We start from the raw sequence: 16,226 nt of genomic DNA, 5'->3' as shown, positions 1-16,226 counted from the left end.
CAGGAAGTGTTTCGCGTCAACCCCCAATATTCACTGGAACATCGCCGCAAAGTATTGCCCTACAAGGATCCCAACGATTTCGAGCTGATCGTGGATGGCCTTCGCAAAGCCGGCCTCGTATGAGCACCTGACCGGGCGAGGTCCGGTATTGAACCTCCTGCAGCCACTGCTTCGAAGGAACAGCACGACCGCTGTGCGGCACGCTGATGACTGGGGCGGGGCGGGCAGCGGACTGGCAGCTTCGGGCTGCGAATATTCAACAGCGGACATTCAAGTTGGTGTGGGCATCGTCGTGACCTGACCCTGAGCTGCCCTTCATCGGCCGACTTCGTCGCCCGAAAGCCGACTTTCACCGCAAGCAGCGCCCATGACCAGAAACGGAGATTCTTATGATCGGCTCTGAGATCAACGAGCAGTCGTCGTTGATTCGGCTGATAGCGTCCCGCGAGCCCGATAGGACGCGTTCGGACGTCTCCGTAACGATAGCGTCGCCGCACGAAGACGTAGGTGATCACGTGGGAGCATGTTGGGTCCGCCTTTCCTTCCCCCAACCTTCAAGCGGGGCGCCTCAATCGATCGAAATCCTGGCGCCCACCGCGCCGTTCAAGAGGCGTCTGAGATGGAAACTGGCCAAATGATCTTCAGGCCACTGTCCGACTTCAGCGGCGAACGCGGCAAGCGCGCCCGGATCGCCAGTTTCCAGCTTCGCAAATGCCTGTAGATAGGCGGCCGTTGCTGGCTCGTCGTATTGCTCCCGCCTGAGTGGCTCGAAGGCGCGCAGCGGTTCGGACCTACCCCTCAGCACCAGGTCTCCGACCGGCAAGCCGCGAAAATCGGGCACTTGCTTGGCGGCAGCCTCGCTGACGCAGATGCGCGTGCCGAGCTGCTTGTTTGCCGCCTCCAGCCGCGCCGCTATGTTGATGGAGTCGCCGTAGGCGGTGTAGTCGAAGAAACGTCCGCGGCCGAAATTGCCGACGATTGCAGGCCCTGCATTGACGCCGATGCGTGTCACGCCGAGCGCGATGCCGCGTTGGTGCCAGGTCTCCCGGAAGGCTTGAGAGAAGGCGTCGAGGTCGAGCGCGCACGCGATCGCGCGTACCGCATGATCCGGCTGGTCGCCGGGTGCACCGAACAATACGTGAAGCGCGTCACCGACGATCTTGGCTAACGTCCCCTCATGCCCAAAGACAATGTCGCTCATGCCAGCGAGATAGTCGTTGAGCAGGTCACCGAGCACGCTCGGCTCGATCGTTTCGGCCAGCATCGTGAAGTCGGCAATGTCGGTGAACAGCGCCGCCACATCGCGCCGCTGCCCAGCGAGATCGATGCTGTCTTGCGCGCCCGCGAGCCGCTCCGCAAGGTTAGGAGAGAAGTAGCGCGACAAAGCCGCATGCGCCCGCTCGGCGGCGGCCTGACGGCGCCGCGCTTCGCGCAGGATCTCGATGTGGCGCAGCGTCTTGGCGATCGTAGCCTCAAGGTCGGGAAAGTCGATCGGTTTGGTGAGAAAGTCGAAGGCGCCGCGGTTCATCGCCGTGCGGATGTTGGTCATGTCGCCATACGCCGAGACGATGATGGTCGACAGCTGAGCCTCGGCCTCTTGCAGCCGTTGCAGGAGCGAAAGGCCGTCCATGCGCGGCATGTTGATGTCGCTCACCACCATGTCTATGTCGTGGTTTCCATCGAGTATCGCCAGGGCCTCCACACCATCGCGGGCGAACATGAAGCTGATCGCGCCGTCGCGGATATGACAGCGGAATTTCTGCCTGACCAGATCCTCCAGGTCCGGCTCGTCGTCGACCACCAGGATGTGCGCAGTCACGCGACCCACCGTAGCCTGGTTTCGATTTCCGCTCGCAAAGCGGAGAAGTCGATCGGCTTGGTCAGAAACGCCGCGGCGCCTTCCTCCATCGCAGTACGCCTGGTCTCGGAGTCGCCATAGGCGGTGATCATGATCACCGGTACATCGGGACGGGCCTCTCTCGCCTTCGGTAAGAATTCGAGCCCGCTCATGCCAGGCATGTTGATGTCGGAGAGAATAAGGATCAACGTCGTGCCCTCCACCTCCCCGATCACGCGAAGAGCCGCGTGTGCAGAGAGCGCGAATTCCATAGCGAAGCGGCCAGAACGCAGGTCCCGGCGGAATCGCTGGCGGAACAGGACCTCGACGTCTGGTTCGTCGTCGACCACCAGTATGAGCGGGTTCATTGGGCGGCTGCCTTCTTGCCGACCGATGCAGCGCCGCGTGGCAACAGGATGCGGAACTCGGTGAACTCGCCCGGCTTTGTGTCCACTTCGAGCGTGCCCGCGTGCTGTTTCACGATGATGTCGTGGCTGAGCGACAGGCCGAGCCCAGTCCCTTCGCCAGCTGGTTTCGTGGTAAAGAACGGGTTGAACATCTTCTCGACCACCTCCGGCGGGATGCCAGTGCCGTTGTCGCGCAGCCTGATCTCGACCTTGTCGCCAAGGCTCTTCGTCGAGGCGCACAGCACCGGCGAATAGGCGTTGCCATCGCCCTGGCCGCGATGCGTTGTCGCATGAAAGCTATTGGAGATCAGGTTGAGCAGCACGCGCGTGATCTCCTGAGGATATAAGTCGACATCGCCGGCGTCGGGATCGAGGGACTTCTCGACTGTGATGTTGAAATCCCTCCGTTCGGCGCGGGCCCCATGATAAGCGAGATTGAGGCTCTCCTCGACGATGGCGTTGATGCTGGTCGGCCGGTGCTCTCCGGATCCTTGTCGCGAATGGAGCAGCATGTTCTTGACGATCGAGTCGGCTCGCCTGCCGTGCTGCACGATCTTTTCGAGGTCGCCCTTGAGCAGTCCAGTCAGTTCGTCGACCTCTTTGCGAATTGGTCCGTCCAAAGGGGCACTGTCCAGCGCTTGCCGCAGCTCTTCGACAAGTTCCAGGGAGACGGCAGAGAAATTGTTGACGAAGTTGAGCGGGTTCTTGATCTCATGCGCGATGCCCGCGGTGAGCTGGCCAAGCGAAGCGAGCTTCTCGGTTTGGATAAGCCGATCCTGAGCGGCCCGAAGTTCCTCCAGGGAGCTCGACAATTCGCTGGTGCGCTTCTGCACTTCCTCGAACAGGCGCACGTTCTCGATAGCGATAACGGCCTGATCGGCAAACGTTTCAACGAGTTCGATCTGCTTTTCAGTGAACGGCCGCACAGTCGAGCGGGTCAGGATGAAGACGCCGACTGCCGATCCCTCACGGACCAGCGGCACGGCGAGCAACGAGCGGTAGCCGCCGAGGCTCTGAAAGTCGGTCAAGGTGTAGCTGGGGTCGGCGAGCACGTCCGGCAGGTGCACGGTGTGCCGGTCCAGCACCGCACGCGAAGTGGCGCTGCCTTGGCCGATCGTCAGAGGGTTTTCTTTCGCATAGTCCACCAGTTCCGGCGGGAATCCTGCATTCGCGGCAAATTGATAGGTTTCGCCATCGCGGCGCATGATAGAGCCCATATCGGCTTCGCATACGCGCGTAGCCGTCGCGGCAAGAGCGCCAAGCACCGCCTGGAGGTCAAAGGTCGAGCGACTGATGACCTTCAGCACGTCGGCGATTGCGGTCTGCTGCCGCAGGGTTTCGCCGAGCTCGGCGGTGCGCGCCTGCACCTCGTCAAACAGGCGCACGTTTTCGACAGCGATGACCGCCTGATCTGCGAAGGTTTGCAGGAGCGCAATCTGCTGGGCCGGAAAGAGTCCTGGCTCCGATCCCGCAACCGCAATCGCGCCGATCGCTTGGCCGTTCTTCAACATAGGCACTGCGGCGATGCTGCGAGCGGTGACAGCCGTCACCACATCGCCAAGCGCGTAGTCGGGATCCTCATACACGTCGGGTATCTGCTCGACATTGCCACTCAGTACCGCGCGGGCCGTAGCCCCAGAGCGGCCAGGCGAAAGGGGATAGGCGCCGCTCATCGCCTGATAACCAGCCGGAGAGAGCCCATGTTGAGCCACGAAATGGATGAGCGCGCCGTCGTATCTAAAGACTGCTGAAAACTCCGCCTCGCACAGCCGCGCCGACGCCTCGGCGATCATGTCGAACACTGGTTGTACGTCGGTCGGCGAACTCGAGATGACGCTGAGAATGTCGTTGGTCGCCGTCTGCTGCTCCAGCGACGCTGTTAGCGCACGGTTCCGCGCCTGCACCTCTTCGAATAGCCTGACGTTCTGGATAGCAATGACAGCCTGGTCGGCGAAGGTTTCGACCAGGTTGACCTGCTTCGCAGTAAAGGGTGCGACCTCGGTCCGGCGCAGCAGGATCGTTCCGATGGCCTCTCCGTCGCGCAGAAGGGGAGTCCCCAGTATGGTGCGATGGCCGAGCCGCTCAGCCATTGCGCGCCCCGCCGCGAACTCGTCGCCTGCCGACATGAGATCGGGCACCTGGATAGTCCTGGCATCGACAACCGACCGACCGGCCACCCAATCGCGTCTGAGTGGAAATTTCGTAAAGTCGATCGGGATCGGGCCGAAATGCGCGGCGATGACCAGCGAATCCTGCTCCTTCAGCAGAACCGCGGCGTCATAGGCCGCGCAGAGCCTTGCTGCGTTTTCCACGACCGTCTTCAGGACGGGTTGGATGTCGGTGGGTGAAGCGGCGATGACGCCCAGCACCTCGCTGGTCGCAGTCTGCTGCTCAAGCGCTTCGCCGAGATCGCGCGTGCGTGCCTCGACCTCTTCGAACAGGCGCACATTTTCGATGGCGATGACGGCCTGGTCTGCGAAGGTTCCGAGGAGCTCGATCTGCTTGTCGGTGAAGGGCGCTACCGTCCGGCGGGCGAGCACCAGCACGCCGATCGCCTTGCCTTCGCGCATCAAGGGGACGCCGAGCAGTGTTCGGTAGCCGGCCTTCGCCTGCGGTTCGAAATAGGTATAATCCGGATCGGCGAGTACGTCGGCGACCTGCACCAGGGCCCCGTCGAGGAGCACACGGCCGACAATCGAGCCACGCCCCGTGTCGAGCCGACGGTCCTTGTTGTAGACGAGCCAGTCGGGCGGAAATCCGAAGCTGCTGGCATAGTAGAAGCCGGGGCCTTCGCTACGGCAGATGCCGGACATGTCCGCTTGACAGAGACGGGCTGCAGACTCTGTCAAGGTATCGAGAACGGTCTGGAGGTCGAATGCTGACCGGCTGATGACCCTGAGCACATCGGCGGTGGCGGTCTGCTGTCTGAACGCTTCGGCCGCCTCGCGGTTCCTGGCGTCGAGGCTGGTGACGAGACGTACGTTCTCCATAGCGATAACGGCCTGGTCGGCGAATGTCTGCACGACCGCAATCTGGCGGTCGCTGAAGAGTCGCGCTTCGGTTCGCGACAGCGAAATCACACCGACCACCTCGCCATCTCGCTTCAGCGGGACTGCGAGCGCGGCACCATAGTCGGCGAGCTTATGGCCAGCAAGCGAGCTGCAGCGCGAGTCGCTCTGCACATCCTCAATGTTGAACACCTCGCCAGCAAACGCGGCACGGCCCGAGGTGGTAACTGCGTCCGCTGCGGGCGTGATCGGATTGGCTCGCACATAGGCGACCCATTCGTCCGGATAATTGACGTGCGCTGCTAAGAATAGCTGCCCGTTGCGGCTCAGCCATATGACGCCGCGCGATGCCTCACACAGGCGGATGGCCGTCTGCGTCAAAGCAGTGAGCACCGCGTTGAGGTCAAAAGCCGAACGGCTGATCACCCTCAGGACGTCGGCAGCGGCTGCCTGTTGCTCGCGAGTCTCGTCCAACTCCTGGGTGAGGAGCGCAACCTTCTGCTCGAGCTCGATGAGCGAGCCCGGCACACCCAGTTCCTTCATCGGAATGGTCCCAGACACAGCGTTAAGCATAGCCCGAATACGTCATTGGTACCACTGCCGATCGCGGGCGCTTCGTGTCCTGAAAATTAGGGACAAACCGTGTCATCTGCACCACCTCCGGTTCGATGATACGGATCACGGAGCGCTGGGCGCGATTGCCAAGTTGATCGCGCTACAGACCAATCGCAGGCCGGTCAACGGAACCGGGCGCCCCCGTCCCCACGAAGCAGCGGAAGCAACGCAGCCATTTTACACGACGCAGCAAGACTCTCCGTGTCGATGCGCTGCAAATTGCCAATATTGGTTGAGGTGGCGAAAATGTCGGATTAGGAACTGTTCTTTCCCCCGCTGACTTGCGACGAGTGCTTGCCTTTCGGCTTCTTCGAGGGAAAATCCGCAAGGGATCGATTCCGGGGCTTGGCGCGAAGGTCCGGTTCGCAGAAGCGCTCGGAATGTCAAGAAATGGCGCAACCACGACCCTCAGCGAGGTTCTTGGGATGTCGGCTTTCAGGAAGCGGCAATGCTGATCTCAATGTCCGACATCGTCGCCCTGCCGCTCGACAGAATTTGGCGTGAGCGGCAAGGCGACGTTGGGGTGACAAGTTGCTGCCAAGATTACGAGCGGCAGCCCGGTAGCAGAGCCAGTGGCCGCCGTCCTGCGGTCAGATCTCAGTTCCCTCTGCAAGAGCGAGCGCGTCTTCCATGTCCACTCCAAGATATCTTACGGTGTTTTCGATCTTGGTGTGACCAAGGAGTATCTGCACCGCTCGGAGATTGCCGGTAGCCTTGTAGATGATCGATGCCTTGGTGCGGCGAAGCGAATGCGTGCCGTATTCCTCGGGACGCAGACCGATCGCTCCGACCCATTCATCGACCAGACGGGCATACTGCCTCCTACTGATGTGGGCCGAATGGTCAATTCTGCTCGGGAAGGCATAATCGTCGACGCTTCCGCCTCGCCTTTCCAGCCAAGCAAGCAGGCTCGACCGCGCGTCAGCCATCACCATCGCACGCGTCCGAATCTCGTGACCGACCACTAGGGTGCCGATCTTGATTTTCACGAGATCGCAGCCGCGCAACTTGCTGTCGATCGCGAGGTCGAACAACGCTCGATCGCGCAATCGGGCCTCCCGATCCAAGAAAAACCGGATCGTCCATATCTGCCGAGGCTTCAGCGCTCCCAGCATTCCAAGCCCGTCGCTCCTGCAGCACAGGATCATATTGAGAATGTCCAATCGTGTATCTCCTTCCGGCTATCATCGGCCGAGAGGGAAACGGGTATCCAAGAAAGGGCTTGGGGGCCGACTGCGGACTGTCAGTTTTCGGCCATCGAGGTGCAGAAGCGGACGTACGCAGCGCTCAAAGGGTGGTCTGGATGTGACCCACAGCGGACTCTCGCTTTCTTCTGAAGCAGAGTCAGACTACGCAGCCATCTGTGCCCGCCGTATGTCGCGGGCCGGTGGTTTGCCGAACAGACGGCCATATTCGCGGGTGAACTGAGGCACGCTCTCATAGCCCACCGCATATGCCGCCGAACTCACGCTCGTGCCATCGGCCAGCATCTGGCGCCGAGCCTCGATCAGGCGCAACTGCTTCTGGAATTGCAAGGGAGACAGCGTGGTGGTCTGGCGGAAATGCTGGTGGAAGGACGAGGTGCTCATCCCCGCGGCCTCGGCCAGTTCCTCGATGCGGATCGGCCGTGCATAGCTTTCGCGGATCATGGCGACCGCACGGGCGATGCGTTGTGCATGGCCATCGGCCCCGCCGAGGCTGCGGAGGGCCGATCCGTGCTGTCCCGCCAGAAGCCAGAAATGAATCTCGCGCAGCAACGGCCCTTGCAGGACCGGGAGGGCAAAGGGACGGTCCAGAAGCCGCATCAGACGCCGCGCCACATCGGCGACATCTGCGTCGGTCGGCTCCACTCGGACAGGCTTGCGCGGATCGCCCGGGACCGCCGCTATCTCGACCGCGAGTTCCCGCATAAGGACGGGGTCGAGTTCCAGCGCCAGCGAATAGTAGGGCGTGCCGAGGGTTGCCTGCGTGATCTGGCTGACCGTGGGCACATCGGCCGAGATCAGCAGCGACTCGCCCGGACCGAATTCCAATGTCTCGGCCCCTATCGTGACCCGCTTGGCACCTTGTAACAGCATGGCCACCAGCGGCCGATTGACAGCCACCTGCAATTCGCCGGGCTCCGTGGCGCGGATCGCGGTCAGGCCGGGAATAGGCGTCGACGCTGCCCCGAAACGGTCGGCATGAGTGTCGGCAAAGCTGCGCACAAGGTCGAGAAGCGTTCGGCTCATATGAGCAAGATGAAGGGTGGTGGCGCTTCAGGCAAGACCTGAAGAAGGATCAGGCAAGAAATCCGAACATTCTGGCAAACCCTGTATGGCAAGGCCGATCCAGATTTGCAGGAACAGGCAAGACTACGCGAGGAATCGGCAACAACTGGAGACGCTCTTGCCGCATGTTGTCCCCATCACTTCGGATGAAAGGACTTCCCGCATGACCAAGATCGCACTCGTCACCGGCGCCAACCGCGGCCTCGGCCGCAACATCGCTGTCAGCATCGCGCGGCATGGCCGCGACGTTATCGTCACCTATCGCGGCAACGCATCTCAGGCCCGCGAGGTTGTGGCCGAGATTGAAGCCCTGGGCCGTAAGGCGGTTGCTCTGCAGCTCGATCTCGGCGTGGTCGCCAGCTTCGCGGCCTTTGCCGAGACCCTGCGCGCGGCGCTGAAAGAGACCTGGGGCCGCGACAGCTTCGATTACCTGATCAACAATGCCGGCCACGGCGAATTCGCCATGATCGGCGATACGACCGAGGCGCAGTTCGACGGTCTGTTCGACGTCCATGTGAAGGGCGTCTTCTTCCTCGTTCAGGCGCTTCTGCCGCTCATCGCAGATGGCGGGCGGACCGTGAACTTTTCTTCGGGCCTGACCCGCGTGTCCTATCCGGGCTTCTCGGCCTATGCGGCCGCCAAGGGGGCGGTCGAAATCTTGACCGTCTATATGGCGAAAGAGTTGGGTGCACGCGGGATCACAGTGAACACGGTCGCGCCCGGAGCGATCGAGACCGATTTCGGTGGCGGGCTGGTGCGCGACAATGCCGAAGTCAACGCGCAGTTCGCAGGGATGACCGCGCTTGGCCGCGTAGGGCTGCCCGATGACATCGGGCCAATGGTGGCAAGCCTTCTGGGCGAGGATAACCGTTGGGTTACGGCACAGCGGATCGAGGTTTCGGGTGGTCAGGCGATCTGATCAGTCGGACCCCCGACAACTGAAGCGCGCGGCCGTATGGCCGCGCGCATTGTCATTCCGCCGCCGGGAAAAGCCTCCTTTGGCCGTCGACTGAAGCTGAACGGCCGGAATGTCCGCAAGCACGATTTCCAGGATAGTCTCCGGCAACGTCTGCTATTGGGCAACAGTAGAGATCACCTCAACGGCCGACATGAGGCGCATTGCGGACCGACTGCTATGGGCCGAGAGCAGACCGGCAGCTTTGGGCTGCGAATATTCAAGATCGGACATTCAGGTTGGTGTGGGCATCGTCGTGACCTGACCCTGACCGGACCTTCCAGGACCGATTTTACTTTCAGACCGGACATTCGGGCCCAACCAGCGCGCATGACCCGAATCGGCCATTCCGGCCGCCTATTGGCGTCACGGAAGCGGACGTTTGCGGCTGGTGGAAGTAGCCGGGGCATTTCGAATGGTCTCGCGCACCTCGATCGCCCCCATCCGAGCGAGCGAGTCCCGCTCCGCGATCTCCATCGCCTCCGCAAGGTTCTTCGCTCGATGAGCAGGAAGCCACCCAGATGCTCCTTGGTCTCTGCGAAGGGCCCGTCGGTCCAACTCGCCTTGCCGGCACGAACGCGCAATAGAGGCTTCGCTACACCCAATACGGTCGGACGCCGTAGTAGTCGTAAACGCGGCGGCCACTCTCGGCATTCCAGTCGAAATCCTGGTCGCGGGCATAGCGCGGAGCGCCTTCAACTTGCTCCTTCGTGATGTCAATGCGGAAGCCTGCAAGGCTCTCGTCATAGTCGAGCTTCTGCCACGGCAGCGGATAGTAGTCGTCGCCAATTCCAAGAAAACCACCAAAGCTGAGAACGGCATAGGATACCCTGCCGCCCCTCTTCTCGAGGATCAGCCTTTCGACCTGCCCGATGTGATTTCCCTGGATGTCATAGACGTTGGTGCCGACGACCATGTCGCTGGCGATAAGATCGTGGGTCTCACGAATGTCGGGGTCCTGGTTTGTCATGATTTGCTCCTTCCCGTCGGTATGGAGCAAAAACGGGTCCGTGCCCTCGAAGTTCCAAGGATTGTGCGGACCAGCCGTCAGCAATCTTCTGGCTTGAGCGAGCGAACCATCCGGGTGACGACCGGATCGTAGGCAACTTTTTGCTCCATGCTGTAGTCCATCAGAAACATGGCGGCGCGATCGCCGCAACCGTTATGCCTCTGACATATCGGATCTGGTCGTCTTTGATCCCCGAGTAACTTGCCCATTCACGCGTCAGCCGCCGATAGATGAATTTCCAGCCTTCTTTTTCGTCCTGACTGATCTGTTTCTTGACCTGAGGCAGGAAGTCGCTTTCGGCGACGTCGGTGCCCCAGACGGCGAGGAGGGCTCCGTCGGGGGATTGGAAGGCCGCGCCACCGCCGTCCTTTGAACGATGCAACAGTTCGAACTCGGGCGGCACGTCGAAAACAAACCCAAACCTTTCGATGCCGAACTGCTGCCATTCCTGCGCCTGAGCGAAGGAGAACATTAGCGCCGAGAAAACCAGCAGGGTTCGGCCCCATGGCCCGATTCTCTTGTTTACCTTACACTAATGTAAACTGCGACAATGTAGGGATGTTCCGTTTTGAAGAATCGCCTCTTCAGTAGCCGCACAAGAGACGATTTTCACTGTCGCCGGAGGTTGGTAGAGTTGCACGTCGCGACCGGAAGAGGTCGCGAAATCGATGCCGCCAGGTGAAGTTCTAAACGGCAGTTTCAGACAGATCGGTTGTGCAGAATCGGCCGTTGACGTCCCAACCGGCAGAGTTGTTTAGCGCTCTAAGTCCGACCTTAATGCATATCCAAGGCTTGGTGCGGGAAACCGGCATCGCCGCCGAACAAGGTCGCGAGTTCCGTGAACTTGGCAAGCGGCAAATGACCGACAAGCCTGAAGTCACTGATGCGGGTGAGAACAGGCTGTGTAGGTGCTGCGGTCGGTGACCGTCAACGATGCGAATGTAAGGGTCTAGGCAGCAGGGCCGCGATACGGTTGCGGCCCTGACGTCTGATCAACCCTTGAGACGATCCTTGATCTTGTCCTCGGTCTTCCCAAGGCCCTTCTTGGTGCTTTCGTCAAGCTTGCCGGCAGTTCCGCCGGCACTCATTTTCTTGTCACCAGCCGGTTTGCCAGGCTTTGCCTTCACTTCGCCGCTTTTCGCAGAGCGCTTCACTTCATCCTTGTTCATGGTTTCTCTCCCATAGCTGGGAAACCAACATGCGCTCTCACTGAAAGTTCCAGTAGCCAAGGAAAATAAGCATGGCCGGCTCTGAAATGAAATCGATCGCACATCTCACGCGTGAACGAAGGAAATGGGTGCGTCGATGAACGCGTTCGACGGAATGCCAAGATGGCCGGATAGTCGAAAATGCGATCAATTGGGAGCAACTCCGCCATGCCGCCAAGCTCAGGCCCCGGTCCAGGTGGGCAAGATGGACGCGGTGATGTCCGTCCGGATGACAACCAGTGTCCGCAAAAGGGGGTCGACTCCGGCCGGTGGCTGAAGGTCAGCTAACGAGGCGCGCTGCGAATGACCGGTAGTGGCGCAACCACGACCCTTCTTGGGATGTCGGCTTTCAGGAAGGGGCAATGCTGATCTCAATGTCCGATTTCGGGCGCGATGCAGTCCGACTACTCTACGGCTCGCTTGGGCCGTTTGCCGGCCGGCAGCTTGGGGGCCGAATCCAGTCGGTCCGGTTTCAGATCGAGGATGGGAGAATCGGCCATTCGCTACCGCGGACGCTGCTGAAACCCAATTGGTAACTCTGTTTCAAACGCGTCGTCGCAAGCTGCAAAGACGGGTGGCAGCTCTCTCAGGGCCAAGTGAAGGCCGCCCGGAGAGTGCCGATCTGAGTTGCGCTTCATGCCACCAAGATGCATGCCTTGCGAGCAAGGCTCCGCGGTTCACCAAGAACCTGAAGGGAACGACTGTGCAAAAATTCGTGACGATTGGATATGGAGACCGTGAGGGATACGACCCGCAGTGGCCGTTCGAGATGCAGCCCACGCGCACGACGCTAAGTTGCAGAAAGACGGAGCGTTGATGGGTATCGCGGGCGCTCCTGTGCAAGTGGATCGGCTCACCGGTTCGACTGCCGGCGCCGTGATGATCGTGCAGTTGGTGATGCCGAGTTTCTTGTTATGCGCTCAGAGGCCGGCGAACGAGAACGGCTGGTGGTCCGGCAGGTGAATATGCCACGGATCCTTGCCGCCTCGGTCGGCGAGATCGTCCATTCGTAAACCCCAGGAAGCGGCGCATCAGTTCCAAGTGTGGAGGCATACTCTCCACGATCCATCAGTTTCGCGTCGGAAGATTGTGACTATGGATCCTTCGTAGCGCTGCGTTTCGCCGCCTTCGGCCGACCATTTCCCGGTCGCGTAGGCAATGTCACCGGCGGCCACTGCATCTACCAGTTCGATGCCATGGTTCCCCACACCAGCCGAGATCAATTCCTTCCAGAAGTCTTTGATAGCGCTCGTCCCCCTTATGAAGGCAAGGGTGGACGGCAATACAACCGCGTCGGGTGTGTAATGAGCGGCGACTGCGTCAGCATTGCCGCTATTGAAGGCCGAATTCCAGCCATCATTCGCCTTCTGAAGCACGTCGCGGATATTCTCGGTCGGTTGTGCCATGGCGTTCCTCCGTTGTCTGTCGCCAATTTCTATTAATTGGCCGCCCGAAGATTTTCAGGTGTTGCGAGTGCTCGTGCGGCTTGCAGGTCAGGCAACGTTTGTCCCTCGGTAAACCCGGAAATGATGAGTGCGAGCCGCTCGCGAGCACCAGAAATGGGACAGTCGGCCCGCGCGAGGCTCAGTGCAGCACGCAGCTCCCAGAATCGCGCGCCCTGGGCCTGGGCAATCGCCAACGCGTCAGCAAGGCGATTTTCGGCGAGTGCAACTCCGTCTTCCCCCGATTGCAGGAGCACCTCGCCCTGTAGGCGTAGCACCTCGGCTGCAAACCATCGTTCATCGGTGCGTTCGATCCTGGCATGTGCTTCTTCAAGCAAACGGAGTGCAACATTGTGGTCGCCGGCTCTGACCTCGATCTGCGCCTGAAGAGCGATGAAATAAGGAACCATGAATTCCGCGCCGGTCGCACGCCACTCAACAAGGCCTCGTTGGAGTTCCAGGCGACCCCGATCGGCATCGCCCGCCTCAGCGAGTGTCCAAGCACTCAAGATTGTGGCGCCGGCAAGCCAAAAGCGGAATCCAGCTTCGCTGGCAATGCGGGTCAACTCTGCGCAGCATTCCCGGACACTTTCGCGATCGCCAAGGATCTGGCGAATGACGCCGCCGAAGAATAATGGCAGAGCAAGGCTGTTGCGATGACCCACACGATGCGCTTCAGCAACCGCCTCGTTGTTGGCCGCCAGAGCCTGATCAGGAAACCCAAGCGGCAGCAATGTGCGGGCGAGATAGTCCAGGCACACGACCCGTGGGTCGAAGGCGTAAACAAACGCCGGCGATCTGTGCTCCTGGGGATCGTAGAGAGCCAAGGCCTGCTCGAGATGTGCCCGGGCGCGGGCGAATTCGCCGGCAGGCAGCGCGCTGACCCCAGCTGCCCGATGAGCAAAGAACGACAGTCCACAATCGTTGCTCGCTTCCGCCAATTCAAGCAGGCGGTCCGCTGCGCTGCGGGCCTCCGCCAACTCGGCAGCATAGAGGTGGTAAAGACATAGACCGTAAAGAACCGGAAAGAGCTGACGTGTATCGCTCAGCTCTTCACAGAGCTCTCGCGCGCGACCATAAGCGGTCGCTGTCGAAGGTGCGGCGAAGCCGTGCGCAGCAACGTGGGTACTGCCGAGCGCCAACTGAGTTGCAAGTTCGCGCCGCGAACGCTCTTCGGATGGTGGCATCGCCGAAAGCCCGGTTAGGGCGTTGTCGAATCTGGCGAGCGCCTCAGTCAGGACAGAGCGAGAAAGCGCCCGACGACCAGCGAGTTCATTGTACTCGACAGCCTTTCTCACAAGGCCCGCCTGACCAAAGTGGTGGGCAAGCAGTTCGGGCTCTGTGGTTACGATTTCGGGGAAGCGTTCCTCGAGAATGGACGCAATCCGGGCATGAAGCTGCTGGCGGCGGCTGTGCAGGAGGCTGCTATAGGCCGCATCCCGCACGAGCGCGTGCTTGAAGACGTAAGTTACTTGGCTGTTACTGCCGCGGCGGAAAACAAGGCCGGCCGCTACTAGCTCGTTCGTTGCCCGCTCAAGCTCAAAATCAGGAAGTCCAGCGGCTGCGGCAAGCAACTCGTGCTTGAACTCGCGACCGATCACTGCCCCGATCTGCGCGACCTCCCGGACCGAAGCCAACCGATCGAGCCGGGCCATCAGCGAGTCGTGCAGAGTGGCCGGGACGGCAAACGGAGGCAGTGGGCCCGCCAGCACGAGTTCGCCGTCACGCTCTTCAAGCAGGCCCGATTCAAGCACCACCTTCGTCAACTCTTCCACGAAAAGCGGCACGCCCTCGGTCTTCGACAGAACCTGATCCAGCACTGTTGCTGGCAACTGCTTGCCCCCCGTCATCGCTGCAATGATAGAGGCCGCTTGGGAACGGCTGAGCCGATTCAGGGTCAAAAAAGTCGCGTGCGGAAGACCAGCCCAGCGCACTGGGCCTTCCGGTCGCGAAGTTGCAATCAGCATTATAGGCAAGTGTTGAATCCGGCCCGCGATTTGGTCGAAGAGCTCGGCGGACATCGGATCAAGATAATGCGCATCCTCAAGCTGCATCAGGACCGGCTTGCTGCGGGCCAGTGCCTCCAGCTGCTCGATCAGCACCTCGAATGTGCGAGACTTCTGTTTTTGCGCCATCAGGTCGAGCTTGGGATAGTGTCCCTCGGTCGGGATCGACAGCAATGCCGCGATTAGTGGTATCGCCTCATTGGGGTTCTTTGTCGAACCGGCGAGCAGTTGCTCAAGAAAATCAAGCTGACGCTCGGGCGGGTCCGTCCGCTTGATGTTCCCGGCCCGGAGCAACTGATCCGTCACAGGATAGAGGGCGGTTTCGAGGTGATAAGGCGAGCAGTAATACCGCAGTCGCGTGTGTGCCTCGTCTTTTAGGCGCTCCAGCAGTTCTTGCAGAATGCGGGACTTGCCTATGCCAGCCTCGCCGAATAGCTCGACAACTTGGCCTTCCCCGGAAGCGGCAAGCCGCCACCGATCGAGGAGCAGGGCGATGTCATGTTCCCGCCCTGTAAGCGGCGCAGCTTCGGCTGCGTGAAGTGCTTCGAAACGACTCTCGGCGCGTCCCTCTCCAATCACCTTGAATGCGTTTATGGGCGCGTCGAAGCCTGGCAACCGCTGCGGCCGGATTCTGGTCACCTCGAACAGCTTTCCGATAAGTCTATAGGTAAGCTCCGAGATGACTACCGTTCCCGGCTCGGCCAAAGTTTGGAGCCGAGCTGCAAGATTAGGGGTCTCGCCCACGACTGCATTCTCTTGCGCGGCACCTACACCAATCAGGTCGCCCACGACTACGACGCCAGTTGCAATGCCGACCCGGACCGAAAGTTGCTGCCCGTCATCCAAAGACAAGTCGGCTACGGCAGCGACCACCGCAAGCGCCGCGCGAACAGCGCGCTCGGCCTCGTCCTCGTGTGCCTGCGGCCAACCGAAATAGGCCAATACTCCGTCGCCCATAAGCTTGGCGACGTGCCCCTCATAGCGAACGACTTCGCCAGCGACAGTATTCTGAAACTTCCTTAAGAGGTCGCGCATCTCCTCAGGGTCAAGCCGCGTCGCAAGCGCGGTAGAACCGACGAGATCCACGAACATGACCGTCAATTGACGCCGTTCTGCCTCGCGAGGCCGTCCAGGTTCGCCGGAGCGGTCAACCGAAGCCGACGTTCGGATTGGTGAGGCTGAAGCTGGTTTCGCCGGCTCTAACGCCGGCTCTCCTTGCATCGCGGCAATTGCCTCCAGGATGCGCTTGCGGTGGGCAAGCGCGGCAACCCCGATTTCTTTCAAGTCCTCGGCGGTGAGGCGCGGCAGTATTTCGGCATCAATCGCGTTTTCGTCGAAAGCCAAAATGTACTGCTCCAGGCCTAAACCTCTGAGCCAAACTGCGATATTCATTGGGCTCCCTCCGCAGCCATTTGGCCTCGCTTCGGTGGGGCAGGAAACATATCACAAAGGCATCGCGATAACACGCG

General features: G+C 60.7%; 11 protein-coding genes and 1 pseudogene. 1 reads left to right on the top strand and 11 read right to left on the bottom strand.

Annotated elements, in window-relative coordinates; genetic code table 11:
* Positions 1-568 precede the first annotated feature (568 nt).
* The 5 genes from AC0L2Z_RS31445 to AC0L2Z_RS31425 form a co-directional block, all read right to left on the bottom strand.
* Positions 569-1,819, bottom strand: coding sequence for an adenylate/guanylate cyclase domain-containing protein (locus tag AC0L2Z_RS31445; RefSeq protein WP_023799008.1), 1,251 nt, complete (start codon positions 1,817-1,819; stop codon positions 569-571).
* Positions 1,816-2,205, bottom strand: a complete 390-nt coding sequence (locus tag AC0L2Z_RS31440; RefSeq protein WP_023799007.1) for a response regulator — start codon at positions 2,203-2,205, stop codon at positions 1,816-1,818. Before AC0L2Z_RS31440 ends, AC0L2Z_RS31445 begins: the two co-directional genes overlap by 4 nt.
* Positions 2,202-5,795, bottom strand: coding sequence for a GAF domain-containing protein (locus AC0L2Z_RS31435; protein ID WP_473630195.1), 3,594 nt, complete (start codon positions 5,793-5,795; stop codon positions 2,202-2,204). Before AC0L2Z_RS31435 ends, AC0L2Z_RS31440 begins: the two co-directional genes overlap by 4 nt.
* Before the next feature lie 662 nt (positions 5,796-6,457).
* A complete protein-coding gene (locus AC0L2Z_RS31430) occupies positions 6,458-6,916 on the bottom strand; it encodes a tyrosine-type recombinase/integrase (RefSeq protein WP_373420410.1) in 459 nt (152 codons plus the stop codon).
* A 300-nt stretch (positions 6,917-7,216) separates the two neighbouring features.
* Positions 7,217-8,098, bottom strand: a complete 882-nt coding sequence (locus AC0L2Z_RS31425) for an AraC family transcriptional regulator (RefSeq protein WP_023799005.1) — start codon at positions 8,096-8,098, stop codon at positions 7,217-7,219.
* A gap of 202 nt (positions 8,099-8,300) precedes the next feature.
* Here AC0L2Z_RS31425 and AC0L2Z_RS31420 point away from each other — a divergent pair, with 202 nt between their 5' ends.
* A complete protein-coding gene (locus tag AC0L2Z_RS31420; protein ID WP_091600648.1) occupies positions 8,301-9,056 on the top strand; it encodes an SDR family NAD(P)-dependent oxidoreductase in 756 nt (251 codons plus the stop codon).
* A 402-nt stretch (positions 9,057-9,458) separates the two neighbouring features.
* Here AC0L2Z_RS31420 and AC0L2Z_RS31415 read toward each other — a convergent pair.
* From AC0L2Z_RS31415 to AC0L2Z_RS31390, 6 genes and pseudogenes are all read right to left on the bottom strand, one after another.
* Positions 9,459-9,676, bottom strand: a pseudogene (locus tag AC0L2Z_RS31415) (YciI family protein); the annotation flags it as partial.
* A gap of 11 nt (positions 9,677-9,687) precedes the next feature.
* Positions 9,688-10,062, bottom strand: coding sequence for a PRC-barrel domain-containing protein (locus AC0L2Z_RS31410; RefSeq protein WP_023799003.1), 375 nt, complete (start codon positions 10,060-10,062; stop codon positions 9,688-9,690).
* A 160-nt stretch (positions 10,063-10,222) separates the two neighbouring features.
* Positions 10,223-10,573, bottom strand: coding sequence for a hypothetical protein (locus tag AC0L2Z_RS31405; RefSeq protein ID WP_473630194.1), 351 nt, complete (start codon positions 10,571-10,573; stop codon positions 10,223-10,225).
* Between the two features lie 520 nt (positions 10,574-11,093).
* On the bottom strand, positions 11,094-11,270 hold the full coding sequence (locus tag AC0L2Z_RS31400) for a hypothetical protein (protein ID WP_023799002.1): 177 nt from the start codon (positions 11,268-11,270) through the stop codon (positions 11,094-11,096).
* 1,070 nt (positions 11,271-12,340) lie between these two features.
* Positions 12,341-12,715 carry a YybH family protein gene (locus AC0L2Z_RS31395; protein WP_023798999.1) on the bottom strand — a complete coding sequence of 125 codons (375 nt, stop codon included), beginning with the start codon at positions 12,713-12,715 and terminating at the stop codon, positions 12,341-12,343.
* A gap of 32 nt (positions 12,716-12,747) precedes the next feature.
* A complete protein-coding gene (locus tag AC0L2Z_RS31390; protein WP_473630193.1) occupies positions 12,748-16,149 on the bottom strand; it encodes an adenylate/guanylate cyclase domain-containing protein in 3,402 nt (1,133 codons plus the stop codon).
* Positions 16,150-16,226: the final 77 nt, after the last annotated feature.

It is taken from the genome of Mesorhizobium sp. WSM4850 (genome assembly GCF_055811735.1).
The sequence above is the reverse complement of the archived record's forward strand: the minus strand, read 5'-3'. Positions and strand labels throughout refer to the sequence as shown.

Coding starts and splice junctions, on each gene's coding strand:
- AC0L2Z_RS31440 (WP_023799007.1), bottom strand. CDS start 2,205: ATGAACCCGCTCATACTGGTGGTCGACGACGAACCAGACGTCGAGGTC.
- AC0L2Z_RS31435 (WP_473630195.1), bottom strand. CDS start 5,795: ATGAAGGAACTGGGTGTGCCGGGCTCGCTCATCGAGCTCGAGCAGAAG.
- AC0L2Z_RS31425 (WP_023799005.1), bottom strand. CDS start 8,098: ATGAGCCGAACGCTTCTCGACCTTGTGCGCAGCTTTGCCGACACTCAT.
- AC0L2Z_RS31420 (WP_091600648.1), top strand. CDS start 8,301: ATGACCAAGATCGCACTCGTCACCGGCGCCAACCGCGGCCTCGGCCGC.
- AC0L2Z_RS31410 (WP_023799003.1), bottom strand. CDS start 10,062: ATGACAAACCAGGACCCCGACATTCGTGAGACCCACGATCTTATCGCC.
- AC0L2Z_RS31405 (WP_473630194.1), bottom strand. CDS start 10,573: ATGTTCTCCTTCGCTCAGGCGCAGGAATGGCAGCAGTTCGGCATCGAA.
- AC0L2Z_RS31400 (WP_023799002.1), bottom strand. CDS start 11,270: ATGAACAAGGATGAAGTGAAGCGCTCTGCGAAAAGCGGCGAAGTGAAG.
- AC0L2Z_RS31395 (WP_023798999.1), bottom strand. CDS start 12,715: ATGGCACAACCGACCGAGAATATCCGCGACGTGCTTCAGAAGGCGAAT.
- AC0L2Z_RS31390 (WP_473630193.1), bottom strand. CDS start 16,149: ATGAATATCGCAGTTTGGCTCAGAGGTTTAGGCCTGGAGCAGTACATT.